This window comes from Fictibacillus barbaricus (assembly GCF_031457135.1).
GTDB classification, from domain to species: domain Bacteria; phylum Bacillota; class Bacilli; order Bacillales; family Fictibacillaceae; genus Fictibacillus; species Fictibacillus barbaricus_A.
Genome location: NZ_JAVDWA010000001.1, coordinates 128,274 through 152,560 on the forward strand (window position 1 = coordinate 128,274; position 24,287 = coordinate 152,560).

General features: G+C 39.8%; 21 protein-coding genes. 19 read left to right on the top strand and 2 right to left on the bottom strand.

Translation table 11 applies throughout. The features are described from left to right. Nucleotides 1–2: 2 nt before the first annotated feature. From hemH to J2X07_RS00720, 7 genes are all read left to right on the top strand, one after another. Nucleotides 3–944 carry a ferrochelatase gene (gene hemH / locus J2X07_RS00690; protein ID WP_310255572.1) on the top strand — a complete coding sequence of 314 codons (942 nt, stop codon included), beginning with the start codon at nucleotides 3–5 and terminating at the stop codon, nucleotides 942–944. 5 nt (nucleotides 945–949) lie between these two features. Continuing rightward, nucleotides 950–2,365, top strand: coding sequence for a protoporphyrinogen oxidase (gene hemY, locus J2X07_RS00695; RefSeq protein WP_310255575.1), 1,416 nt, complete (start codon nucleotides 950–952; stop codon nucleotides 2,363–2,365). A 109-nt stretch (nucleotides 2,366–2,474) separates the two neighbouring features. After that, nucleotides 2,475–3,737 (top strand): ATP-binding protein, encoded by a 1,263-nt coding sequence (locus J2X07_RS00700; protein ID WP_310255576.1) that lies wholly within the window; start codon nucleotides 2,475–2,477, stop codon nucleotides 3,735–3,737. Between the two features lie 15 nt (nucleotides 3,738–3,752). After that, the gene (locus tag J2X07_RS00705) at nucleotides 3,753–4,325 is read left to right on the top strand and encodes a TetR/AcrR family transcriptional regulator (RefSeq protein WP_310255577.1); all 573 of its coding nucleotides are present in this window, start codon (nucleotides 3,753–3,755) and stop codon (nucleotides 4,323–4,325) included. A gap of 171 nt (nucleotides 4,326–4,496) precedes the next feature. Next, nucleotides 4,497–6,623 (top strand): YhgE/Pip domain-containing protein, encoded by a 2,127-nt coding sequence (locus J2X07_RS00710; RefSeq protein ID WP_310255578.1) that lies wholly within the window; start codon nucleotides 4,497–4,499, stop codon nucleotides 6,621–6,623. 489 nt (nucleotides 6,624–7,112) lie between these two features. Further along, a complete protein-coding gene (locus tag J2X07_RS00715; protein ID WP_310255579.1) occupies nucleotides 7,113–8,267 on the top strand; it encodes an ABC transporter ATP-binding protein in 1,155 nt (384 codons plus the stop codon). Further along, nucleotides 8,251–9,816 (top strand): glycine betaine ABC transporter substrate-binding protein, encoded by a 1,566-nt coding sequence (locus tag J2X07_RS00720; protein ID WP_396193550.1) that lies wholly within the window; start codon nucleotides 8,251–8,253, stop codon nucleotides 9,814–9,816. Before J2X07_RS00715 ends, J2X07_RS00720 begins: the two co-directional genes overlap by 17 nt. A 147-nt stretch (nucleotides 9,817–9,963) precedes the next feature. Here J2X07_RS00720 and J2X07_RS00725 read toward each other — a convergent pair whose 3' ends face one another. After that, the gene (locus tag J2X07_RS00725; protein WP_310255583.1) at nucleotides 9,964–10,686 is read right to left on the bottom strand and encodes an amino acid ABC transporter ATP-binding protein; all 723 of its coding nucleotides are present in this window, start codon (nucleotides 10,684–10,686) and stop codon (nucleotides 9,964–9,966) included. 216 nt (nucleotides 10,687–10,902) lie between these two features. Between J2X07_RS00725 and J2X07_RS00730 the strand changes: the two genes are divergently transcribed. The 7 genes from J2X07_RS00730 (at nucleotide 10,903) to J2X07_RS00760 (ending at nucleotide 18,047) form a co-directional block, all read left to right on the top strand. Beyond that, the gene (locus J2X07_RS00730) at nucleotides 10,903–11,889 is read left to right on the top strand and encodes a LacI family DNA-binding transcriptional regulator (protein WP_310255585.1); all 987 of its coding nucleotides are present in this window, start codon (nucleotides 10,903–10,905) and stop codon (nucleotides 11,887–11,889) included. A gap of 53 nt (nucleotides 11,890–11,942) precedes the next feature. Further along, nucleotides 11,943–13,244, top strand: a complete 1,302-nt coding sequence (locus tag J2X07_RS00735; protein ID WP_310255587.1) for an ABC transporter substrate-binding protein — start codon at nucleotides 11,943–11,945, stop codon at nucleotides 13,242–13,244. Between the two features lie 186 nt (nucleotides 13,245–13,430). Then, nucleotides 13,431–14,732, top strand: coding sequence for a carbohydrate ABC transporter permease (locus J2X07_RS00740; RefSeq protein ID WP_310257343.1), 1,302 nt, complete (start codon nucleotides 13,431–13,433; stop codon nucleotides 14,730–14,732). A gap of 27 nt (nucleotides 14,733–14,759) precedes the next feature. Then, complete coding sequence (locus tag J2X07_RS00745; protein WP_310255589.1) at nucleotides 14,760–15,587, top strand: carbohydrate ABC transporter permease; 828 nt, start codon at nucleotides 14,760–14,762, stop codon at nucleotides 15,585–15,587. Nucleotides 15,588–15,750: 163 nt separating this feature from the next. Beyond that, nucleotides 15,751–16,413 carry a type 1 glutamine amidotransferase domain-containing protein gene (locus J2X07_RS00750; RefSeq protein ID WP_310255591.1) on the top strand — a complete coding sequence of 221 codons (663 nt, stop codon included), beginning with the start codon at nucleotides 15,751–15,753 and terminating at the stop codon, nucleotides 16,411–16,413. A 365-nt stretch (nucleotides 16,414–16,778) separates the two neighbouring features. Beyond that, nucleotides 16,779–17,069, top strand: coding sequence for a putative quinol monooxygenase (locus J2X07_RS00755; RefSeq protein WP_310255594.1), 291 nt, complete (start codon nucleotides 16,779–16,781; stop codon nucleotides 17,067–17,069). A gap of 90 nt (nucleotides 17,070–17,159) precedes the next feature. Further along, complete coding sequence (locus J2X07_RS00760) at nucleotides 17,160–18,047, top strand: LysR family transcriptional regulator (protein WP_310255596.1); 888 nt, start codon at nucleotides 17,160–17,162, stop codon at nucleotides 18,045–18,047. A 136-nt stretch (nucleotides 18,048–18,183) separates the two neighbouring features. Here the strand turns inward: J2X07_RS00760 and J2X07_RS00765 are convergent, their stop codons facing one another. Then, nucleotides 18,184–18,339, bottom strand: coding sequence for a hypothetical protein (locus J2X07_RS00765; protein WP_310255597.1), 156 nt, complete (start codon nucleotides 18,337–18,339; stop codon nucleotides 18,184–18,186). Between the two features lie 87 nt (nucleotides 18,340–18,426). On the opposite strand from J2X07_RS00765, the gene J2X07_RS00770 reads away from it, so the two are divergent. From J2X07_RS00770 to paaA, 5 genes are all read left to right on the top strand, one after another. Beyond that, nucleotides 18,427–19,389, top strand: a complete 963-nt coding sequence (locus tag J2X07_RS00770) for a LacI family DNA-binding transcriptional regulator (RefSeq protein WP_310257345.1) — start codon at nucleotides 18,427–18,429, stop codon at nucleotides 19,387–19,389. A 21-nt stretch (nucleotides 19,390–19,410) separates the two neighbouring features. Next, nucleotides 19,411–20,145, top strand: coding sequence for an MBL fold metallo-hydrolase (locus J2X07_RS00775; RefSeq protein WP_310255599.1), 735 nt, complete (start codon nucleotides 19,411–19,413; stop codon nucleotides 20,143–20,145). Nucleotides 20,146–20,172: 27 nt separating this feature from the next. Continuing rightward, complete coding sequence (locus tag J2X07_RS00780; RefSeq protein WP_310255601.1) at nucleotides 20,173–21,162, top strand: lipoate--protein ligase; 990 nt, start codon at nucleotides 20,173–20,175, stop codon at nucleotides 21,160–21,162. A gap of 763 nt (nucleotides 21,163–21,925) precedes the next feature. Then, complete coding sequence (locus J2X07_RS00785) at nucleotides 21,926–23,254, top strand: phenylacetate--CoA ligase family protein (protein WP_310255602.1); 1,329 nt, start codon at nucleotides 21,926–21,928, stop codon at nucleotides 23,252–23,254. A gap of 59 nt (nucleotides 23,255–23,313) precedes the next feature. Beyond that, nucleotides 23,314–24,279, top strand: a complete 966-nt coding sequence (gene paaA / locus J2X07_RS00790) for a 1,2-phenylacetyl-CoA epoxidase subunit PaaA (protein ID WP_310255603.1) — start codon at nucleotides 23,314–23,316, stop codon at nucleotides 24,277–24,279. Nucleotides 24,280–24,287: the final 8 nt, after the last annotated feature.

Genomic DNA, 24,287 nt, shown 5'->3' on the forward strand with positions numbered 1-24,287 from the left:
AAATGAGTAAAAAAAGAACAGGTTTATTGGTTATGGCTTACGGAACGCCAAGAAGCTTGGATGAAGTAGAAGGGTACTACACACATATTAGACGCGGACGTAAACCTTCTCCAGAACAGCTGAAGGATCTGACTGAACGATATGAACTCATTGGTGGTATCTCTCCGCTAGCTAAGATTACAGAAGATCAAGCTCAAAAACTGGAAGAAGAGATGAACCGACGCTATCCTGACCGGGAATTCAAAAGTTTCCTAGGCTTGAAACATATTGATCCGTATATTGAAGATGCTGTCGGGCAGATGAAAGATGAAGGAATTGAAGAAGCGGTAACACTTGTGCTGGCACCTCACTATTCAACGTTTAGTGTAAAATCCTATAATGGACGTGCAGTGGAAGAGTCGGCTAAAATCGGCGGACCTTCATTTACGACAATCGACAGCTGGTATGATGAGCCAAAATACATTCAATTTTGGTCTGATAAAATTAAACAAACGTTTAAAAACATACCTGCTGATGAACACGATAAAACGGTTGTCATTTTCTCAGCACATAGTCTTCCGGAAAAGATCTTGCAGATGGGCGATCCTTACCCGAACCAATTGCAGGAAACGGCAGACTTAATCGCAAAAAGTGCAGAAGTTCCTCATTATACAATCGGATGGCAAAGTGCGGGCAATACGCCTGAACCATGGATTGGACCGGATGTTCAAGATCTTACCCGCGATCTTTACAACGAGCATGGCTATAAACATTTTGTGTATTGTCCTGTAGGCTTTGTTGCGGATCATTTGGAAGTTTTATATGACAATGATTATGAATGTAAAGTAGTTACGGATGAACTTGGCGTGAATTATTATCGTCCTGAAATGCCGAATGCGAGTCAGGAATTTATCGATTGTCTGGCAGCAGTAGTCGAAAAAGCTTTAAAGAAAGAAAGAATGTGAATCCTATGAACGAGCGAAAGCACGTGATCATTTTAGGCGGCGGCATTACCGGATTAGCCGCTGCCTTTTATGTTCAAAAATATACCAATGAATCGGGAGACCCAGTCACATTTACGCTGGTTGAAGGCAGTGAGAGACTCGGTGGGAAAATAGAAACGATTGTGCAAGATGGCTTTGTGATCGAGCGGGGACCGGATTCTTATCTTGCCCGAAAAACGATTATGACCGATCTTATTAAAGAGGTAGGGCTCGGGGAAGATCTTGTTTCAAATAAAACGGGTCAAGCATATATTTTGCATAATAAGAGGCTGCATCCTATTCCAGAAGGAGCTGTGATGGGTGTTCCGACAAAGATGATGCCGTTTGCGTTCACTCCGCTATTTTCGATTTTTGGAAAAGCAAGAGCGTCCTTCGATTTAGTTCTTCCTAAGCGCTCAAATACTGATCAAGATATTTCGGTCGGGCATTTTTTTAGACGACGCCTTGGAGACGAAGTAGTAGATCGTCTGATTGAGCCGCTATTATCAGGAATCTATGCTGGTAAAATTGACCGATTAAGTCTCGAATCCACGTTTCCGCAGTTCGTACAAACGGAAAAGAAACATAGAAGTTTAATTGTTGGGATGAAAAAATCGCAGCCAAAACCTGTAAAGACGCCACAGGCTGAAAAGAAAAAAGGTGCATTTTTAACATTGAAAAATGGGCTGTCTTCACTCGTGGATGCACTTGCAAAGTCTATTCCGGCAGAGTGCTTAATAAAAGGTACAAAAGCAGAACATGTGAATCGGCTTGATGATGGAACGTATGAGGTGAAATTAGAGAATGGTTCATCTCTTGCGGGGAACCAGGTTATCGTGACGACACCTTATTCCATTACAAAAAAATTATTTGATGAAGACTTGTTCCCAGAAGGCTTTCATGAGACGAAACCTACATCTGTTGCAACGGTTGCGATGGAATTCAATGCAGATGAAGTTGATTTTGTACTTGAGGGTACTGGTTTTGTTGTAGCAAAAAGTGAAGACACTGTAATCACTGCATGCACGTGGACGACGCGGAAATGGCCGCATACAACACCCGCAGGAAAAGTGCTGCTTCGGTGCTATGTGGGAAGGGCTGAGGACCAGCAAATCGTTTCAGAATCAGACGAAGTGATTTTAGAAAAAGTTTTGCAAGACTTGAAATCTACGATGGGTGTGAACGTTCGTCCGGAAAACTATTATGTTTCACGTATGGTCGAAGCGATGCCTCAATATGAAGTCGGTCACAAGGGATATGTGGAGAAATTGCAGGCGGCGATTCATGAAAAGCTTCCGGGTGTAAGATTAGCAGGAGCTTATTATGACGGAGTAGGGCTTCCTGATTGTGTGAACTCCGCAAAAATGGCGGTCGACACATTGTTTTCTCGAGAAAATAAATAAGGTATTGAAATAATTGACGACAAATGGATAAGTTTGTCGTTTTTTATATTTTATTGTAGTGACATTCTGCTATACTGTAGGGAGGAAAAAAGGGGAAGGAGAGGGCATTTTGGAAGCATTTATACAACCATTATTCGTTAATATTGCAATCGTTTTCTCTTTTACGCATCTCATTAATATGATTTATCCTCTTCACCCTGGTGTTATTCCTGGTATAAGAAACAAAGTTCTATTTGGAGTAATTAGCGGAATTGCAGCTCTTGTTTGTATGTTATATCCGATAGAAACACTAAGAGATTCGTTTTTTGATCTTCGTAATGTCCCGATCATGATTGTTACGTTATATTCTGGATGGCTCCCTGGAGCAATTTGTTCCTTATTTGTTATCGCTGCTCGCACGATAATGGGGGGAGAATTTGTTTGGCTCGGCATCGTTCTTACATTATTGGCATTTATCGTTGCGTTGACTTATCAAAAATTCTTTGATGAGGATAAACGGAGATGGATTTCGGCTCTTTATATTTCGATTGTCTATACTTTGTTTTATATCCTATTTATTCATACGTATTTGAAGTTTTTAACGCTCAATTTTTATCTCGTATATTTTTCATGCTTCTTGGTTGCCTTTTTTTCATGTATTTTTTTAATAGAAAGATTAGTGAAAATAAATATGCAGTTAAAAGAAGCTGTATATTTGGATAAACTAGCAGTGGCAGGCCAAATGGCAGCTGCCATCGCACATGAAGTAAGAAATCCTATGACGACGATCAGAGGGATGATCCAATTCCTTGGAAGTACGACAACGGATATGAAGCTAAAAGAATACTCACCGTTGTTAATTGAAGAGCTGGATCGTACGAACAAAATCATTACCGATTATTTGTCTATGGTAAAACCGGAAGAACCAAAATTGGAAAGTATTAAGCTTGAAAAAGTGCTGTCAGATGTCGTTTCGTTAACAGCACCTTATGGCCATATTTATAATGTGGACGTTGAGGGAAGCAGAATTGGGCCGTACGTGGTCAATGTTGACGAACAAAAGCTGAAGCAAGGTTTAATCAATATCATTAAAAATGGCATCGAAGCAATCGATGAATCTGGAAACATTCATCTATACACATACAAAGCAACGAAGAAAAGCATCACGATTGCTATTGAAGACAATGGTGCCGGCATGACCAAAGAACAGCTTGAACAGATCGGACTTCCGTTCTATACAACAAAAGCAAAAGGAACAGGCCTTGGAATGATGGTGACGTATAAGCTAATCCAAGACATGGGCGGTAAGATCAGATACGAAAGCGAAGTCAACATAGGTACAAGAGTGCTTTTAACATTGCCTTTATGTTCGAAAACATTACAGCCAGAATAAGGAGGTGGAGACTTGATGGATCGCAGAAAGAGCATTTTAGAAGCAGCTGAAAAATCCTTTTCGATGTTCGGATACAAAGCAAGTACGGTTGATCAGATTGCAAAAATAGCGAATGTAGGTAAAGGTACAATTTATACGTTTTTTGCTAATAAAGAAGAACTTTTCTCAGAAATTGTTACAAGTCTCGTAATAGAGACAAAGCATGCTGCTTCTGAAGCGATTAAAGATGACAGACCTTTTTATGAAAATCTTCATGATGCACTTTATCGAGTCATTGAACTTCGAAAAACACATCAATTAGCGGTGAAGCTTTCACAAGAAGTAAAAGAACTTAACACCTCTCCTGTGAAAGATGCGGTGCAAAGAATTGAAAAAGCCGTTCTAGGTTTTGTGAAAAATGAATTGGATAAAGCGGTTGAAAAAGGAGAACTTAAGGATTGTCCCACTGATATCGTAGCTTTTATGATGGTAAAGCTTTATGTGGCACTCATTTTTGATTGGGAAAAGGACAATCCGGCTATTCAAAAGGAAAAAATGCTGGAAGTTCTTGAAATGTTTGTAATGGATGGTTTAAGAAAAAAATCTTAATGTTGCACCCTTGGTTAAAACGTGATAAGTTTAGTTGTGACCAAAAATTAAATCCGGTCAGTTTTAAAAAAGCGGACGTTATGAAGTCTCTTTTTTTTGGAGTGGATTGACTATTTGACTAAAATAGTCATACAGTATTTTGTCCCTTTATAAGGGTAAGGAGTGAATACATTGTTTAAAAGTATCGCTGCTCAGTTTAAAGCAGTATTTACTAATAAAAAAATTGCTATACCTGTTTTTGCGGTTCTTTTTATTCCGGTTATGTATAGCGGAACTTATTTATGGGCGTTTTGGAATCCTTACGGCAAGATGGAAGAGTTGCCGGTTGCGGTAGTCAACCAAGATGAGGGCTATAAACATGATGGTGAAAACCTTCATGCCGGTGATGATTTTGTAAAAGAACTGAAAGATAACCCTGCGTTTAAGTGGAAATTCGTAAATGAAGAAAAAGCCCAGCGCGGATTGAAAAATAACGATTATTACATGATGATCGAGATTCCTAAGGATTTTTCAAGAGATGCATCAGAAGTGTCAGACGAGAAGGTGAAAAAACCTGAGCTGATTTTCACACAAAATCAGGGGTTTAACTTTCTTGCTTCTCAAATTGGCGGCTCGGCTGTTAATAAAATGAAGGAAAGTCTTTCACATGAACTAACGAAAACATACGCAAAGGTGATGTTTGAACAAGTAGAGGAGCTAGGCGGAGGGCTTAAAAAAGCCGCCGATGGCTCGCAAAAAATTACGGATGGTTTAGACAAAGCAGCCTCTGGAAGCGGTGACCTTGCAAAAGGAATGGCTGATAAACAGCCGCAGATTCAACAGCTAAACAGCGGTGCTGTACAATTAAATGAAAAAATGGGTCAGTTAAACAGTGGTTTAAATCAATTAGCTGCAGGTCATAAGCAGCTTTCCGCTGGCCAACAGAAGCTTAGCGATGGGGCGTCTGCTCTTAAGCAAGGATTAGGGGAAGCGACGGCTGGAACTGAGAAATTAAAAAACGGCAGTCTGGCACTGCAGTCCGCAGCCCAAAAATTATCAAGCGGAGCAAGTACCCTTTCAAGCTCAGCTTCACAATGGAATGCAGGAGCACAAAAAACAAGTGCAGGATCGAAGCAAGTAGAACAGCAACTGAATAACTTGATTCAAAATCAGAAGAATATGACGGATGATGAGATTGCATATTCATTAAAACAAATTGCTGCAATAAGCAGTCAAGTGAATACTGGGATGGACGGGCTAACAGCTGCCAGTGGAAAAATAGCTGACGGAGCTGATCAGCTTTCAGCGGGTTCTAAAAAACTCAGTGAGTCGCAAACTGCTGTAGCAAACGGCGCACAGCAAGTGCATGATGGCCAGTTGAAATTAGTCAATGGTGCGGATCAGCTGGCTAAAGGCCAAGCTGAACTGAATAGCGGTACGCAAACGTTTCAGTCCAAATTGAATGAAGCCGCTGCGGGCTCTCAAAAATTACAAAGCGGTACAAAGCAGATCGCGGACGGAACAGCGACAGTGGCAAATGGATGGAATGAAGTCTCAGGACATGTTCAGGAGATTCATAACGGGGAAGAGAAAATTTTGTCTGGAAGCAGTGAACTTACAACAAAGCTTAGTGATGCAGCTAAAAAGACAGATAAACTCGATCCGGATGATAAAACATTTGAACGAATAGCCAATCCAGTAAGTTTAAAAACGAAAAGCTACACCGAAGTTCCGAATTATGGGACAGGAATTGCTCCTTACTTTTTATCACTGGGATTATTTGTAGGAGCACTATTCACAACAATCGTATTTCCATTGCGTGATTGGGCTGTAAGACCAAGATCTGGATTCAGCTGGTTTGCAAGCAAGTTTTCTTTTCTTGCGGCAGTAGGTATTTTACAGGCAGCCATTGCTGACTCTATCCTGTTATACGGATTAGATATTAAGGTTAGCAGTACACCAGCGTTCTTCGGTTTTACTATATTAACAAGTCTAACCTTTATGGCACTTGTTCAGCTTCTCGTAACGATGCTGGGAGATCCAGGACGATTTATTGCGGTTATCATTTTAGTCCTTCAGCTCACAACAAGTGCGGGTACATTCCCGTTAGAAATGATTCCGCACAAACTGCAAGTGTTTAACTCATGGCTTCCAATGACCTATTCAGTGTCTGGCTTCCGGACTGTAATTTCAAGCGGAAACACGGATGCCTTTACTTCAAATGTGTGGGCACTGATCGGATTCATGGTTGTATTTATGATTGGATCGATCATTTTCTTTGTACAACTGTTCAGCAAAATGAAGAAAACAGCAGAATAATAAGGAAATCAAAGCATCCGGATACGTTAACTCCGGGTGTTTTTTTATGGCTCTTTTCTAATATATTGTTGCTTTTGAGCCTGATTCAAAGAAATCCCTGACAAGTTGATTGGAGTGTAATTTGCGAGACTCCTGGGGGAATAGTGGGACAGACGAAAGGCGGAGGCGGTTTGGTCAGCCCCGACAAGCAAAAGGGGAATGGGCTAAGAAGGCGCTTTTTGCCTTCAGGACCATTAAACTTTTGACCTCGAGGGGTTAACCGATGCAGCTAGACAGGTGAGACACTTCAGGTGCAAAGCACGAGGTGGCTCACTGCACGCCACCCGGAAAGCGAGAATCCGAAACGGAAATCAAAAACTTCTTAGAGCAATAAGGCTTGCAGAAACAGCAAAAAACAAAAATATGTTTGCAAGTTAGCGAGCAAGGGAAATATATTATTTGGACATTCTAATGGATGTAGCTTAATTTACGTAAAGGAGAGAACCATACTTGATTACTTTCAAAAACGTAGGAAAAAAGTTTCCTGACGGTTTTGAGGCCTTAAAAAACATTGACTTTCATATTAAACAAGGGGAGTTAGTCGCGTTGATCGGGCCTAGTGGTTGTGGGAAAACAACGACCATGAGGATGATAAACCGTTTGATAGAACCAACAAGAGGAAGCATTTTAATTGATGGAGAGGATATTTCAACAAAAAACCCCGTTGAGCTGAGAAGGAATATTGGATACGTTATTCAGCAGATTGGTTTACTGCCGCACATGACGATTGAAGACAACATTTCTCTTGTCCCACGCTTAAAAGGGTGGAAAAAGGAAGAGTACGAAGGCAAAGTAGACGAATTGCTTGATTTAGTAGGATTGGATCCTGCTACTTTCAGAAAAAGATATCCTTCTGAGCTAAGCGGCGGTCAGCAGCAGCGGATTGGAGTTATCCGAGCTCTTGCTGCAGAACCTCCAATCATCCTAATGGATGAACCATTCTCGGCACTGGATCCTATCAGCCGTGAGCAGCTTCAGGACGAGCTTGTTAAACTTCAGGAAACGATCAAGAAAACGATTGTATTTGTAACACATGACATGGACGAAGCGATCAAGATTGCAGACCGTATTGCCATCTTGAACAAAGGTGAAATTGTACAATTTGATACACCTGAAAGAATTCTGCGTCATCCTGCAAATGACTTTGTTAAAGGCTTTCTTGGTGAGAACAGACTTGCTTCTGGAGAAACTGATATGCCTGAAGCGATTGATCTTATGAGACCGAACCCGGTTACTTCAAGATATACAAGAGGATTAGCCGAAGCCTTGAAGATGATGAAACGTTATGGGGTAGACAGTCTTCTCGTAACGGATCAGCAAAATAAATTGCTTGGTATAACAACGCTTGAATCAATAGAAAAACACTTCTCAGAAGAAGATAAAACGGTTGGCGATCTTATGAATACCAACATCCTAACGGTCGATAAGAATACGACCTATACAGATGTTGCTGAAATCTTCGCTACAAATCAAGTCAGCATGATTCCTGTTCTTGAAGACGAGAAGCTTGTCGGGCTGATTACGAGAGCGACGATGATGAGAGGACTAGCTGGATTGAACATTGCTTCCCAAAAGCCTCTAGAAGGAGGTGCGGGCATTGAATAATTTCTTTGTTACGATGAAGGATACTTTTGTTAATCGCTGGCCAGAAATCTTAACTGGACTGCAGCAGCATTTATTTTTATCATTTGTCTCGATTTTAATCGCTGCCATTATTGCCGTACCTCTTGGAATCTTTATTTCGAGAAGAAAACGTGTTGCAGAACCTGTAATCGGAATCACGGCTATTTTTCAAACGATTCCAAGTTTAGCTTTGTTTGGTTTCTTGCTTCCCGTATTCGGAATCGGGAGCACGACAGCGATCATCGCCCTGACTGTCTATGCCTTATTACCGATTTTACGAAACACGTATACTGGGATTACGGGTGTAGACAAATCAGCTGTTGAAGCTGGAAAAGGGATGGGGATGACCAATTCCCAAATACTGAGAATGATCGAACTTCCGCTTGCCCTGCCTATTATTATGGCAGGACTCCGAACAGCGACTGTTTTAACGATTGGTGTAGCGACCCTCGCTGCTTTTATCGGTGCTGGAGGGCTTGGTGATCTGATTTATCGCGGTTTATCTACTACACGAAATGAACTTGTTTTAGCTGGAGCAATTCCAGCAGCATTATTGGCGATTATTTTTGATTTTATTTTGCGCCGAATTGAAATCGCATCAGAGCCTAGAGCAAACAAACGCAGAGGTTCATGGAAACTGCCTGTTCTAATTGCTGTGCCTGTAGCAGCTCTGATTCTATTCTTAGCACTTCGAGGCGGGACAGATGAGGATGCAATCGTGATTACAGGGAAGAAATGGACGGAGCAATATATCCTTCCATACATTATTTCTGAATATATCAAAGACAAGACCGACTATCCTGTAATTGTAAAAGATGCTATCGGTGAAACTCCGATCTTAACCCAAGCGATTAAAAAAGGTGACATCGATATGTACGTTGAATACACCGGAACAGGATATTTAACGATACTAAAAGAAAAGTATGATCCAAGTATGACTCCTGAAGAAATTTATAATAGCGTTAAAAAGGGTTATTCAGATAAATACAATTTAAAGTGGACGAAGCCCCTGGGATTTGAGAACACGTACGCACTGGCATTGAACCCGGCAGTTGCAAAGCGAGTGAACGTGGACACCATTTCACAGCTCGCACCAAAATCAAATCAGCTTACATTTGGTGGTCCTACAGAATTTTTTGAGCGTGAGGATGGCTACACGCCATTTGTGAAAACATATAACTTAAATTTTAAAGACAAGAAGAGCTTAGATCCGAACTTGATGTATTCAGCTGTTAAAGAAGGAAAAGTGGACGCAATTCCAGCTTACACGACAGATGGAAGAATCGTTCGTTTCAACTTAAAAACGCTAAAAGACAACAAGAAGTTCTTCCCGCCTTATTTTGCCGCACCAGTTATAAGGGAAGACACGCTGAAAAAATATCCGAAGCTTGAGAAAACCGTAAATGAGCTAGCAGGAAAAATTTCAGAAAAAGATATGGCAGAAATGAACGCAAAAGTCGACTTGGATAAGAAAGATCCGCGTGAAGTGGCTCAACAATTTTTAAAAAGTAAAGGCTTGATCAAAAAATAATACAGTAAGTTGAGAAAAGTGTGGGAAACCACACTTTTTTCTTTTGGTTACGGGTAATTTAGAGGGTAGTAGCTGAGTGGATGGGTCGGGCACCGAAAAATAAAAAAAGCTAGCCCACAATCGTGAGCCAGCTTCCGTACAAAACAATTATAATACTTTGCTTAAAAACGATTTTGTTCGCTCGTGCTGGGTGTTTCCAAATAGTTCTGAAGGTACGTTCTCTTCAACGATATATCCGCCGTCCATAAAAATAACACGATCGCCAACTTCACGGGCAAAGCCCATTTCGTGTGTAACGACGACCATTGTCATTCCTTCCCGAGCAAGATCTTTCATAACTTCCAAAACTTCGCCGACCATTTCTGGATCCAGGGCAGAGGTTGGTTCGTCAAACAGCATGATCTTCGGGTCCATCGCTAATGCACGTGCGATTGCGACACGCTGTTTTTGTCCGCCGCTTAGCTGTGATGGATAAGCGTTGGCTTTTTCTTTCAGGCCGACCTTCTCCAAAAGTGCCATTGCTTTTTGCTCAGCTTGCTGTTTGTTTGTATTTTTTACTTTGAGCGGTGCAAGCGTTACGTTTTCTAAAACGGTTTTATGAGGGAAGAGGTTAAATTGCTGAAACACCATTCCCACATCTTCACGAATTTTATTGATATTTGTTTTTGGATCCGTAATATCTGTTCCATTGACGATCACTTGACCGCCAGTAATCTCTTCAAGCTTATTAATGCAGCGGAGAAAAGTGCTTTTCCCTGAGCCAGATGGACCAATCACACAGACAACTTCCTGTGGTTTTATTTCTGCATTTATATCCTTAAGAACCTCTAGATCACCGAAGGACTTTTTTAGATTTTTTACTTTAATCATTGTCTGGCTCCTTTCGTGGTTCGATTAAACAATTGTTTAAGTATTTTATCATATTTTCGGCTGTTCCTTACTATATCCTGCTTTTGCGGACAAACTTTTGTTTAAATATAAAAACTTTCTGAAAAGTCATTGACCGTGATAAAAAGTTGAAATATACTCGATTTATGAAAACGATTTCATGAATTCGATTCCAGAAGGTTTCAAGAGGAGAATTTGATGGCAACTATTCAAGATGTGGCAAAACTGGCAGGCTTGTCCCGTACGACTGTTTCAAGGGTAATCAATCGTCATCCTTATGTAACAGAAGAGAAAAAAAAGCTCGTTACAAAAGCGATGCAAGAATTGAATTATGTACCAAATTCATCAGCACGCAGGCTGCGAAGACAACAGACTGAAACCATAGCTGTTTATGTTCCGCGCATTACGAATCCATTTTTCAGCCATTTGGTTGAGGTGATGGAAAAAGAAGCAGCAAAAAAAGGGTATCAGCTTATCTTGTGTCAAACTCAGTACAAAAAAGAGCAGGAGCGTAACTTTTTAGAGCTATTAAAAACAAAGCAAGTAGACGGTTTAATCCTAACTTCCATCGAAAATGACTGGAGTCAGTTCGAACCTTACTTAACCTTTGGTCCGATTGTTGTTTGTAATGAATATTCGGATGAAGCTCAAGTGCCTTCCGTCTTCTTAAACCAGATCGAAGGAAGCTACTTAGGAACAAAGCATCTAATTGATCGAGGGTATACGAAGCTTGGATATTGTGCGGGGAATCATAAGAGCTCCAGAATCTCGAAAGACCGGAAAATCGGCTTTTTAAAAGCACTTGAAGATGCTGGGATCGAGATGAAAAACGAGTGGTTTTTCAATAAGGCGTATAGTGTACAAGATGGATTTGAAGTGTTTGAAGCAGTAATTAAAATGGACAACCCGCCAGAAGCCATTTTTACAGGAAGTGATGAAGTCGCTGCTGGAATTGCAAAAGCTGCAAAAGACGCAGGATGGAAAGTTCCTGAAGACATTGCCATCATTGGATTTGATAATCAGCCTCTAGCTGAACTTATGGATTTAACAACAGTGGAACAGCCGATTGAACGTATTGCCCGTCATGCGATGGAGTTAATGGTTGAAGCGATTAAAGTGAAGAAGCCTCTCAATAGGAAAGAAATCATTTTGCCGTTTCAATTAATCAAAAGGTCATCCACTTAAATTACTCGAAAAAATGAAACCGTTTACAAAACAGGAGAGTAGGGGGAAAACAAATGAAAAAGCTTAAAAAGATTTCCAAAGTGATTTCGACTTCACTAGCACTTTCACTTGTGCTTGCAGCTTGTTCAGACAAAGATGACAGCAGCAGCAAAAATTCCGGAGGCAGCAAAGACGAAAAAGTTAAACTCGTTTACGCACGTGGTAAGGATGATACACAAGGGACAAAATCAATGGTGGAAGCTTTTGAAAAGAAATACCCTAACATTGAAGTAGAATTCAAAGAGATGCCAGCTGATACGGGTAAACAGCATGATGCTTATGTAACTGCATTCAATGCTAACTCAGATGAGATTGATGTAATCGATCTAGATGTTATTTGGCCGGCAGAGTTTGCTCAAGCAGGATACTTAATGTCACTTGATCGTTTCATGGAAAAAGATGGTGTTAAAGCAGAAGACTACAACCAAGGTGCAATCAGTGCTTCAAAGTTTAAAGGTAAGCAATGGGCGCTTCCAAAGTTCATTGATGCAGGTATGCTTTTCTACCGTACTGATTTAGTTGACCAAGGCTCTGTTCCTAAAACATGGGATGAACTATTGGCTAAAGCAAAAGAAACAAAGGGCAAAGGCGGAACACAATTCGGCTACTTAATGCAAGCGAAGCAATACGAAGGACTTGTGTGTAACGCAGTTGAATTTATTGCATCTTACGGCGGTAAGATCATCGATGAGAATGGTGAAGTTAAAGTTGACTCTCCTGAAGCAATCAAAGGGATCAGCAAAATGGTTGAGATCGTAAACTCTGATGTTGTACCACAAAACGTTACAACATTCTCTGAGCCAGAGTCTCATACAGCATTCATTAACGGTCAAGCTGCTCTAATCCGTAACTGGCCATACCAATTCGCTCTAGCAAACGATAAGTCTCAATCTAAAATCGCAGGTAAAGTTGGGGTAGCTCCACTTCCAGCTGGTGATGCAGGATCTGCAGCAGCATTAGGCGGCTGGATGGCTGGTATTAACAAAAATACGAAACATCCTGAAGAAGCTTGGAAGTTCTTAAGCTTCATGGCTGGTAAAGAAGGACAAAAGATTGACGCAATCAAAGGCGGACATGCACCAACAATTCTTTCTCTATATGAAGACAAAGAAATTTTAGATGCTAACCCATACTTCAAAGAAGAAGGATTTGTAAATGCACTTAAAGCAGCAGTATCTCGTCCGGTAGCACCGAACTATCCTGAGATCTCTGACATCATCCAAGTTCAGATGTCTAAAGCGATCGCTAAGGAAATCACTCCTGAAGAAGCAGCAAAAAATATGCAAAAAGAAATTTCTGCAAAGCTAGAAAAATAATTTTACAAATGTGAATAGGGGCAGGCCTTCACTATTGGAGGCTCCCTCTTTTACTATAACTGGTATCGATTTCATAGAGTGAAATGGATGGACGTCTCAACGCCCGTCCGTCGATTGCATTCGAATAGCAAGGAGCTGAATCTGTTGAAACCAAATTTAATGCCGAATGATCCGAAAACCATTAAGATGGATACGAAACGCAAGACGAAGAAGAAAATGTCTGAGAGTAAACTGGGCTACTTACTTGTTGCACCAGCACTGATCTTGATACTTGTCATTGCTATCTGGCCGGTTATTCAATCGTTTTATTTCAGTATGTTTGATCTTAGATTGAGCAAACCATCTAAGTCAGAAGCTTTTACATCCTATAAAGTGGATTTGCACACTTACTTGGATAACTATCCCTTTTTGATAAGTTCATTAGAAGATGAAACAGAAAAAACGACGGGAAAAACAAAACAGGAGCTTGAGGAAATTAAAGCTCACCTAGAAAAAGTAGATTCAGAGTTAAAAGCAGATAGTAAAGTGAAAGACCGCTATGATCAAGTGGACGAGAAACTGATGGTAATGAAGCCTGTCAGTGAAGATCTTGCGAAAACGAAAGCAGACAAAGATATTGTTCTGGAGCTTGAAAAAGTAACAAATGATTCAACCGAGCGTTTAAAAGAAATGAAGGATGAATTAAAAGATTCCAATAGTGTGATCGGATTATCTGAATCATTAGAGGATGCAGTTATTACACCGAACTTTATTGGTTTTCAGCATTATAAAGAAAACTTAAGCGACAACCGTATGTGGAAAGCACTTCAAAATACAACGGTTTTTACAATAATCTCTGTTTTTGCAGAGCTTGTAATTGGTTTAGCGATTGCTATATTAATTAATAAAGCATTTATTGGACGTGGCCTTGTTCGTGCAACAATTCTTATTCCATGGGCGATTCCAACGGCTGTCTCTGCATTTATGTGGAAGTACCTATACGACGGTCAGAACGGAATTGTAGCCAAAGTGTTTGAAAAAATAGGGATTGTTGATCATATGACAACCCTTTTAACAAACAGCAATGGCGCAATGTTTTCTGTAATTTTCGCCGATGTTTGGAAAACGACACCTTATATGGCTCTCTTGCTTTTAGCAGGTTTACAAACGATTCCTACATCATTGTATGAAGCTGCTTCAATCGATGGAGCAGGAAAGTGGAAGCAATTTATAACGATTACATTGCCATTATTAAAATCCAGCATACTCGTTGCACTGCTGTTCAGAACACTGGATGCGTTCCGAGTGTTTGACTTAGTTTACGTATTAACAGGTGGTGGCCCTGCGAATTCAACAGAAACCATCTCGATATTAGCTTACAAAGTGATGTTTAACCAGACCAATTTCGGTGAAGGCTCGGCGTTGTCCGTCATTGTGTTTGTGTGTGTAGCTATCATTTCAATGATCTTTATTAAAGTTTTAGGCCGTGATCTCTTAAATGATAAATAAAAACGGAAATAAAGGAGTGAATAGGAAATGAACAAAAAAGCAGGTCCGTTATTTTATGTCTTTTTAGCGTTGTTTGTCTTCCTTGTCATGTTTCCGTTTTTATGGGTACTGACAAGTTCGGTTAAACCAGTTGCAGAGCTGTTTGGTGAACGGGCATTTAAACCATTTACGGATAATATGACTTTAGCTAATTATAAGTCTGTTTTTGTAAATTATCCTTTTGTAAAATATTTATGGAACAGCTTAGTCGTTTCTACTATTACAACTCTATACGTGGTATTTGTTGCAAGTTTCGCAGCATACGCGATTGCACGGTTAAAGTTTAAAGGAAAAACCTTTATCTTAGGTTTGGTACTGTCGGTTTCCATGTTTCCGCAAATCGCGACGATTTCTCCAATCTATATCTTTTTAAAGAACATCGGACTGACAAACAGTTATTTAGGTTTGATCATACCTTATACGACATTTACTTTGCCTTTGTCCATTTGGCTGCTTGTAACATTTTTTAGAAAGATACCATTTGATTTAGAGGAAGCAGCAAAAATCGATGGTGCTTCTATGATGCAAACATACTGGCGTGTTATTTTGCCGCTTGCAGTTCCAGGGATTTTTACAACGGCAATCCTCGTGTTCATCTCAGCATGGAACGAGTTCTTGTTTGCATTAACCATCAATACAGATGATGCTTATAAAACGGTTCCAGTTGGGATTGCGATGTTTGAAGGTCAGTTTACTATCCCTTGGGGTGAGATAACGGCTGCAACAATCATCGTTACGGTACCGCTTGTTATTATGGTACTGGCATTCCAGCGCAGAATCGTATCCGGATTAACATCTGGTGCTGTAAAAGAATAATTGTTAAAAAACCTTGCCGTTTTCAGCAAGGTTTTTTAGTTTTTTAACTATAATTTTTTTTATAGATAAAGTATTATTTTCTAATTTGTTTTATACAAAAGAGGGTTTTACAATAGGTATTGTCAGATTAATAATTATATTTAATTTCAAGGAGGAAATAAGAATGTCTAAACATATATTAATGGTCGTAACAACGGCTGACAAAATGAACAATGATCATGCCACAGGGTTATGGTTATCTGAGTTTGGTGAAGCTTATGTTGAATTTGCCGCAGCAGGTTATGAAATTTCGGTTGCAAGTCCACTTGGAGGAAAAGCGCCAGTTGACGACCGAAGTCTTGAAGGAGAAGTGCCTCAAGACATACTAGATACAGCAAAATATTTGGAGAACACTGTGAAGCTTGATACAATAATTGACACGTCAAAATACGATGCTATCTTCTTACCAGGCGGCCACGGAACAATGTTTGATCTGCCAGACAATGCAAAACTTCAAGCAATAATCCGTGATTTGTATGAAGAAAACAAAATAGTGGCTGCTGTATGTCATGGCCCAGCAGGTTTAGTAGGGGTTACATTATCAGATGGTACACCTTTAGTTGCTAGAAAAGCCGTTACCGCATTTACTGATGCAGAAGAAGCTGCAACAACACTTGATCAATACATGCCTTTCTTATTAGAAACGCGTATGCGTGAGCTTGGTGCACATTTTGAAGCTGCTGCAAACTGGGCAGACCACCTTCAAGTAGATGGTCACTTAATCACTGGGCAAAATCCTCAATCAACTATTAGTGTTGCAAAAGAAGTCATTAAGCAATTAGCATAAAAAGATTAAAATCTGCAGACCTTTTATAAGAGAAAAAGTTTGCAGGTTTTTAACATAAGGCTCTATTTTAAAAGATTGTTGCTGTTGGCTCGTAATGTTCTTTCTTATCATGACAAGTTGATAGGAGTGCAGGGTGCGAGACTCCTCGAAAATGAAAATCACATTTTCTTCGTGCGATGTACGCTGCCGCAGCATTCCTTGTCCTGCGGGATCAGTGTGACAGGAGAGACCACTCAATGTCGCAAGGCGACGAGTGGGCTCTCCGCATGCCCGGCGGAAAGTGAGCTTCCTGTAGCGGAAATCAACCACTACAAGAGCAACAATGTATGTGAAAGAAGCCTAAAATAAAAATGAGGTGCATAGTAATGTCGATCACTATCAATGCCATACTGAAAGCTAAACCGGGTAAAGAAGAGTTGCTTCGTTCGGAGTTGTTAAAGGTAATCGGTCCGTCCCGTGCAGAAGAAGGATGTTTAAACTATTCATTGCATGAATCGACAGAAAATAATAACACTTTTGTGTTTTACGAAACTTGGAAAGATGAAGAATCAGTTAAGCGCCATATAGAAACAAAACATTACAAGCAATATCGTCAAAACACAGAAACACTAATCGAACAACGAGAAGTATATCGCTTAAAAATGATTGATTCATAAACTATTTCTTACGCACTGTTCATCTTTTTGAGCAGTGCTTTCATTTAAGTTTATGATGAAGTAAAGCATGTATGGAGGGGGCTCTATATTGTGATTGATTTTGAGTGGTATCGCAGTTTTATAAGTATCTATAAAAATCGTTCTGTTTCAGCTGCAGCAAAAGCGCGAATTATGACTCAGCCTGCGATGAGCCAGCATCTGGCAGCATTAGAGGCAGAGATCGGCGAACCATTATTTATACGAGCACCAAGAAAAATGATTCCGACAGATAAAGGGAAAGATCTTTATACAAAAATCGTGCCTCTCATTGAAAACTTAGAAAACACCACACTGCAGATGATTCATGATTCTTCTGCATCTACGTTAGACCCATTAGTGAGGTTAGGTTCTCCTGCCGAATATTTTACCAAACGCGCGCTGCCAAACATCAGCTCATTAAATATTCGTTTTTTAACGCAGTTCGGTATTGCTAACACGTTATTAGAAAAACTGGAAAAAGATGAAGTTGATCTTATTCTCACCACTCAAAAGACGAATTTTTCGGGTATAGAATATACGAAAATTGAAGATGAAAAATTTGTAGTCGTTACACCATTTGATTATAAGTTTCAGGTTGAAGAAACGATGGAAAATGAGAAGTGGCTTGCCAGTCAAAAGTGGCTTAGCTACGGCTTGGAGCTTCCTATTATAAGGAGATATTGGCAGCAGCACTTTAGAAAAAGACCTGATTTTCAAGCCTATCATATTATTCCTGATCTGAAATCCATTTTAGAGGGGATCGAAATGGGGATGGGAATAAGTGTACTGCCCACGTACTTAATTGAGGAATCACTAAATTTGCAACGAGTTAAAGTTCTTTTCCCAGAACGATACGCAGAGAATACCATCTATGCTGCTTATAAAGCTGAACAAAAAAACAGCCCGATTATAGAACAAGTTCTTAATGCTTTAAAAAACACAAAAGAACCAATTTCTTAAACAAAACTGTGTATTTTATTAACTGCAGAGTTTTTTTATGGAGTGGTGTATTGAATTTTGCAGAAACACGAAAAAACCGATCAGCCATTGTGATCGGTTTTTTTAAGTGGGAAAATAGAAGGGAAAGATTCCATATTTATTCACCATACACATCAAATAAGTAGTTGAAAGGGTCTTGGTTTTTGTTCGTGTTCCTTCTTTTTTTATAGGGTAATGATAAAGTAAGTGAGAATGAAAGTAATATCGTTAAGCATAAAAGAAGTAAATAAATGAAACCTATTATAATATCCATATCGCATTCCTCCCTTTCGTAAACTCAGAGTAAAGTATGGAACGCGTTTCAGAGCAAGAAAAAGTTTTCGTGAAAAAAGGTGAGCAAATGGCCAACATAAAAGATATCGCTAAAATGGCAGGTGTCTCCGTCACAACGGTGTCAAGGGTACTCAATCATCATCCATATGTGAGTGAGGCCAAAAAGGATGCTGTTTTGAACGCAATCAAACAAAGCAACTATAAGCCTAACATCAATGCCATCCATTTAAGTAAAGGAAAAACCTTTTTAGTAGGTGTTGTTGTTCCGTTCTCCAACCATCCGTACTTTGGGTACTTAATAGAGGGGATTGCTGCAGAAGCGTTGAAGCATAACTACAAGCTTGTTCTGTTTCAGACGAATTATAATGAAGAGAGAGAACTAGAAGCTTTAACGATGTTAAAATTAAAACAAATTGATGCATTGATCATTTGTTCCAGGAATTGTTCATGGGAAACGATCAAAGATTATATTTCCTTTGGACCGATTGTTTTATGTGAAGATGCGAGGAAGAAGCAGGTATCTTCAACATTTATCGATCATTACAAAAGCTTTAATGCTGCTTTAGATTACTTATATCAAAAAGGCTACAGAAACATCGGATATTGCATTGGAAGAAAAACTGGGACGAACAGTCATCAAAGACATCAAGCATATTTGGATTTTATAGAAAAAGTGAAACAACCGTTTCATAAAGATTACATATTTTATGATTGTTATCAGCTTGAAGATGGTGAAAGGGTAGTAAACAAACTATTGAATATGAAGCAACCTCCATCTGCATTACTTGTAACAAGCGATCAAGTGGCTGCTGGTATTTTGGCGTGCTGCAAGGAAAAACAGATTAAGATTCCAGACGAGCTTGCGATATTGGGTTTTGACAATGAACCGATCGCAAAGGTAATGAACATCACAACTCTGGATATACCACTGTTCGAGGTCGGCAGGAAATTGTTTAATCAAGCGATGAAGCATGACAGCATATTTCATGAGGAAGTTGAAGTGAAGCTGATTGAAAGACAAACCGTTTAATTGGAAAAGGAGGAAGAACAAATGAAATTAACAGTCTTAGGTTTTTGGGGAGGCTACCCTGGTGCGGGAGAAGCGACATCAGGCTATCTTTTGCAAAGTGAAGGATTTAATTTGCTTATTGATTGCGGAAGCGGGGTTCTTGCGCAGCTTCAAAAATACATAAAACCAGAAGAACTCGATGCAGTCGTAGTTTCTCATTATCACGCAGATCATGTAGCGGATATCGGTGTTCTGCAATACAGCAGACTTATTCAATCTTTTTTGCAGGAAGGGATGCAAACATTGCCAATTTATGGTCATAACGAGGATGAAGCAGGACTTCTATCTCTCACACATCTTCATCATACGAAAGGTATGTCTTATGATCCTTCCCGAGAACTAAAGATTGGACCATTTACAATTACGTTTCAGCTGACAAAGCATGCAGCTGTTTGTTACGCGATGCGGATAACAGATGGAAAGGAAACAATTGTTTATACGGCTGACACGGCATTGATACCTGAATTGATTCCATTTAGCCGCAATGCGGATTTGTTAATAGCAGAGTGTAATTTTTATAAAGGAATGGACGGAAGCGGTCCGGGACACATGACATCTGAGGACTGCGGAAAACTTGCTGCACAAGCTGAAGTGAATCATCTTCTATTGACCCACCTTCCTCATTTTGGAGAGTTATCACAGCTTGTCACAGAGGCAAAAGAGGTGTATAACAATAAAGTGGAGCTTGCATCGTCTGGATGGACATGGGGAGCTTAAAGTATAGGGGTTGAAAGAGGGAAGAGTATGCTTTTTATTGATAATGAGAACATTACAGATCCACGAGTGAATCTGGCAATAGAAGAGTTTGCTTTAAAACATTTAGACATCAATGAAACGTATTTGCTATTTTATATAAATGAACCTTCTATTATCATTGGAAAGAACCAGAATACGATAGAAGAGATCAACTCAGAATATGTTCGTGAAGAAGGGATTCATGTAGTTCGCCGATTATCTGGCGGCGGGGCAGTCTATCACGATCTAGGCAATCTGAATTTTAGTTTTATTACAAAAGATGACGGAAATTCTTTTCATGATTTTAAGAAGTTTACCGATCCTGTAGTAAAAGCACTTAAAAAACTCGGAGTAAACGCAGAATTAAGCGGAAGAAATGATATTTTAGTAGATGGCAGAAAGATTTCCGGAAACGCACAGTTCTCTACTAAAGGAAGAATGTTTAGCCACGGAACGCTGTTGTTTGATTCAGAAATCGAGAATGTTGTTTCTGCATTGAATGTCCGCATGGATAAAATCGAATCAAAAGGGATTAAATCCATCCGAAGCCGTGTAACGAATATTTCTGAACACCTGCCGGAAAAAACAACGATGGAAGAATTTAAACAAACACTTCTTACTTATCTTTTTGAAGAGTTTGATGCTGTTCCAAAATACGAATTAACAGCAAAGGATTGGGAAGTCATCCGTAAAATTTCAAGAGAGCGCTATGCGAACTGGGATTGGAACTACGGGAAATCTCCTAAATTTAATGTTGAGCTATCTAACCGTTTTGCAGCGGGTTCTGTTGATATTCGGCTTCATATTGTAAAAGGAGTCATTCAAGAAAATAAAATTTTCGGAGATTTCTTTGGAGTAGGTGATGTATCGGATATCGAGAAAAAATTAACCGGAATACGCTATGACCGTGAAGAGATCGAAAAAGCGCTGGAAGATGTTGATATGAACCATTATTTTGGCAATGTATCACGTCAGGAATTTTTGGACCTGCTATATTAATATAAATTGTGAAACCGCCTATTTTTTAGGCGGTTTTTTTTAGGCTGTTTTCACAAACTTTGTTGCTTTTGAATGAGGTTAATTTATGTTGCAGTGGCTCGCTTTCCGCGTGGCGTGCGATGAGCCCTCCTGGAGCTTTGCACCGACAGGGGTCTCACCCATCCACTCCAATTAACTTTACATTGAAGAAATTCTTGAAAGTCTCTTAGAAGCAATACGTCATATCCAACAACAGAGCTGAAAAAGGTGCTTGCTAACTAATTTTGGTCATTTTATTATTCAAAATGACAACACATAAGATAATTTTAAAAAATATTGCTTAAAGAGCAGGTTTTCCTTGATTGGAAACCTGCTCGTTTATTTTTTTAGACCAGTTGTGAGCGTAAAGTGGGTTTCTATGAGCAAATAACGAATTCTATGAGCAAAAACTGAATTCTAAGAGCAAAAATGAAAATCTAAGAGCAAAAACCAAATTTTTATGAGCAAATGTGTAACAGCTAAAATAACACGTACCGTAAAAAGAACTCTGCTAACATTCATAATGAAAAAGGAAGGAGCTGTCTAATCGATCAAACCGTTTTTCTGATATTTCGTTTTTGCATTTCTATTCTCATGAGCCTATTTTCATTTGACAGAAAATCTGCCAAAATGGTAAGCTAAATTCAAATCACATTACACTATTATTTATTAACGGTATAAAAACGTCATATTTTTTTAGTCATTAATGAAACCGCTTACATATTGTATAGGGAGATGAGAAAGAATGATTCTTCATCCTAATGTAGAGTGCTTGAATGATAGTGAAAAAAGGGAGCTTCAGCTTCAGCGTTTAAAGAAAACGGCAGAAACGGTATATGAAAAAGTACCTTTTTTTAAACAAGCGTTTAATGAAAAGGGAGTTCACCCTGATGATATAAAGTCACTGGATGATCTTCAAAAGCTTCCGTTTACCGTAAAAAAAGATTTACGCAGCCATTACCCGTTTGGCTTGTTTGCAGTTCCGCAAAAAGAACTTGTTCGCCTGCATGCATCTTCTGGAACGAGCGGGAAACCTACAGTAGTTGGATATACACAAGGTGACATCGAAGGCTGGAGTGATATGGTAGCAAGGTCAATCGCGATCGCTGGCGGTGAACCTGGAAATGTTCTTCACAATGCTTATGGATATGGTTTATTTACAGGCGGTTTAGGACTTCATTTCGGATCAGAGCGGCTTGGAATGATCACTGTTCCTGTGTCTGGCGGAAATACTGAACGTCAGATTTTACTAATAGAAGATTTTGAACCGCAAGTCATTTGCGGAACACCTTCCTATATATTGACGATTGCTGAAAAGATGGAGCAGCTCGGAAAAGATCCGCGTGCCACTTCTTTAAAATATGGAATCTTCGGTGCTGAACCATGGTCGGAGGAGATGAGGTCCACATTAGAAGAAAAGTTCAACATTAAAGCAATGGACATTTATGGACTGAGTGAAGTGATGGGTCCCGGTGTTGCTATGGAATGTCATGAAGCTCAGAGCGGACTGCATATCATGGATGATCACTTTATCGCAGAAATTATTGACCCTGAAACACTGGATCCTGTTCCGGATGGTGAATATGGTGAGCTGGTTTTTACAAGTCTTACGAAGGAAGCTTTTCCGATCATCCGCTATCGAACGGGAGACATTGCATCTATTGACCGGACACCATGCAGCTGCGGAAGAACATCTGTAAGAATGAGCCGTGTTAAAGGAAGAATTGATGATATGCTTATCGTCAAGGGAGTGAATGTATTCCCGTCTGAGATTGAAAACTGTCTTCTTTCTGTAGAAGATATTGTGCCGCATTATCAGGTTCATATTTTCAAAGACGGATTGAAAGAGAGAATAGAGCTTCATGTGGAGATGAGCGAAAAGCTTTATGCATTAACCATTGTGGATGAATCGCAAGCTGATGCTAATCTGCTGAAGCAGACGATTAAGAAAAAAATAAAAGATACTTGTCTCGTTTCGATGGATATTAAAGTACATGCACCGAAAAGTATTCCACGTTCAGAAGGAAAAGCAATTCGGGTTGTAAGGCATGAACATGACAAATTAGAAGTTTAATATATAACGAGATTTTTTAATTACGGAATTAAAACGTAATATTACAGGAGGGAAATAACATGACAGTTGGCATAAGCTTCAATCAACTTAGTGAAGAAGAAAAAATGCAGCATTTTCTTGATCGGATTAATGCAGGAGAAAAAATTGAACCAGATGATTGGATGCCGGATGACTATCGATTGCAGCTCATTCGTTTGATTTCCATGCACGGCATTTCTGAAATTATGGGGGCGCTTCCAGAAAAGGAATGGGTACCGAAAGCCCCTTCACTTCACAGAAAGCTAGCGATCATGGCAAAGGTACAGGATGAGATGGGCCACGGACAACTATTGCTTCGCGTAGCAGAAGATTTGATGGCGCCGCTCGGTAAAACCCGTCATGACATTATGGAAGATCTTTTTTCCGGAAAGCTGAAGTTTCATAACGTATTCCATATGGACGCACCCACTTGGGGAGATGCAGGTATCATTGCATGGCTCGTTGATGGAGCAGCGATTATTTCGCAAAGTATGATGCTGGATTCTTCTTATGGACCATACGCCCGTGCATTGAAACGTATTTGTGCAGAAGAAGTGTTCCATGCCCAGCACGGTGAAAGTATTATTTTAGCGATGGCTGAAGGTTCTCCTGAACAGCGAGAGATGCTTCAAGATGCATTAAACCGCTGGTGGGAAGCATTGATTATGTTCTTTGGACCAAAGTCAGCACAAGAAACAGGAAATACAAATGCAGATAAAAACATCATGTATAAAATCCGTGCAAAAACGAACGAAGATCTTCGTCAGGAATTTTTCACAAAATACATTCCTCGAATCCAGTCTCTTGGACTGACAATTCCGGATGATACGATCCGTTTTGATGAAGAATCACAAATGTGGATCTATAAGGATGCTGATTGGAGCAAGTTTAAGCAAATCGTTACGGGTCACGGACCACAATCACAAAACCGATTGGATCTCCGACGCCGTTCGTATCAAAACAATGAATGGGTGCGCGAAGCACTCGCTGCTAAAAAAGCGATCTAACAGGGGAG

Bases quoted from the DNA above. Each gene is read 5' to 3' on its own strand.
- J2X07_RS00770 (WP_310257345.1), top strand. From the start codon at position 18,427: ATGGCCAACATAAAAGATATCGCTAAAATGGCAGGTGTCTCCGTCACA.
- J2X07_RS00785 (WP_310255602.1), top strand. From the start codon at position 21,926: ATGATTCTTCATCCTAATGTAGAGTGCTTGAATGATAGTGAAAAAAGG.
- J2X07_RS00745 (WP_310255589.1), top strand. From the start codon at position 14,760: ATGAACAAAAAAGCAGGTCCGTTATTTTATGTCTTTTTAGCGTTGTTT.
- J2X07_RS00765 (WP_310255597.1), bottom strand. From the start codon at position 18,339: ATGGATATTATAATAGGTTTCATTTATTTACTTCTTTTATGCTTAACG.
- J2X07_RS00740 (WP_310257343.1), top strand. From the start codon at position 13,431: ATGGATACGAAACGCAAGACGAAGAAGAAAATGTCTGAGAGTAAACTG.
- J2X07_RS00775 (WP_310255599.1), top strand. From the start codon at position 19,411: ATGAAATTAACAGTCTTAGGTTTTTGGGGAGGCTACCCTGGTGCGGGA.
- J2X07_RS00705 (WP_310255577.1), top strand. From the start codon at position 3,753: ATGGATCGCAGAAAGAGCATTTTAGAAGCAGCTGAAAAATCCTTTTCG.
- hemH (WP_310255572.1), top strand. From the start codon at position 3: ATGAGTAAAAAAAGAACAGGTTTATTGGTTATGGCTTACGGAACGCCA.
- J2X07_RS00755 (WP_310255594.1), top strand. From the start codon at position 16,779: ATGTCGATCACTATCAATGCCATACTGAAAGCTAAACCGGGTAAAGAA.
- J2X07_RS00725 (WP_310255583.1), bottom strand. From the start codon at position 10,686: ATGATTAAAGTAAAAAATCTAAAAAAGTCCTTCGGTGATCTAGAGGTT.
- J2X07_RS00735 (WP_310255587.1), top strand. From the start codon at position 11,943: ATGAAAAAGCTTAAAAAGATTTCCAAAGTGATTTCGACTTCACTAGCA.
- hemY (WP_310255575.1), top strand. From the start codon at position 950: ATGAACGAGCGAAAGCACGTGATCATTTTAGGCGGCGGCATTACCGGA.
- J2X07_RS00730 (WP_310255585.1), top strand. From the start codon at position 10,903: ATGGCAACTATTCAAGATGTGGCAAAACTGGCAGGCTTGTCCCGTACG.
- J2X07_RS00750 (WP_310255591.1), top strand. From the start codon at position 15,751: ATGTCTAAACATATATTAATGGTCGTAACAACGGCTGACAAAATGAAC.
- J2X07_RS00780 (WP_310255601.1), top strand. From the start codon at position 20,173: ATGCTTTTTATTGATAATGAGAACATTACAGATCCACGAGTGAATCTG.
- paaA (WP_310255603.1), top strand. From the start codon at position 23,314: ATGACAGTTGGCATAAGCTTCAATCAACTTAGTGAAGAAGAAAAAATG.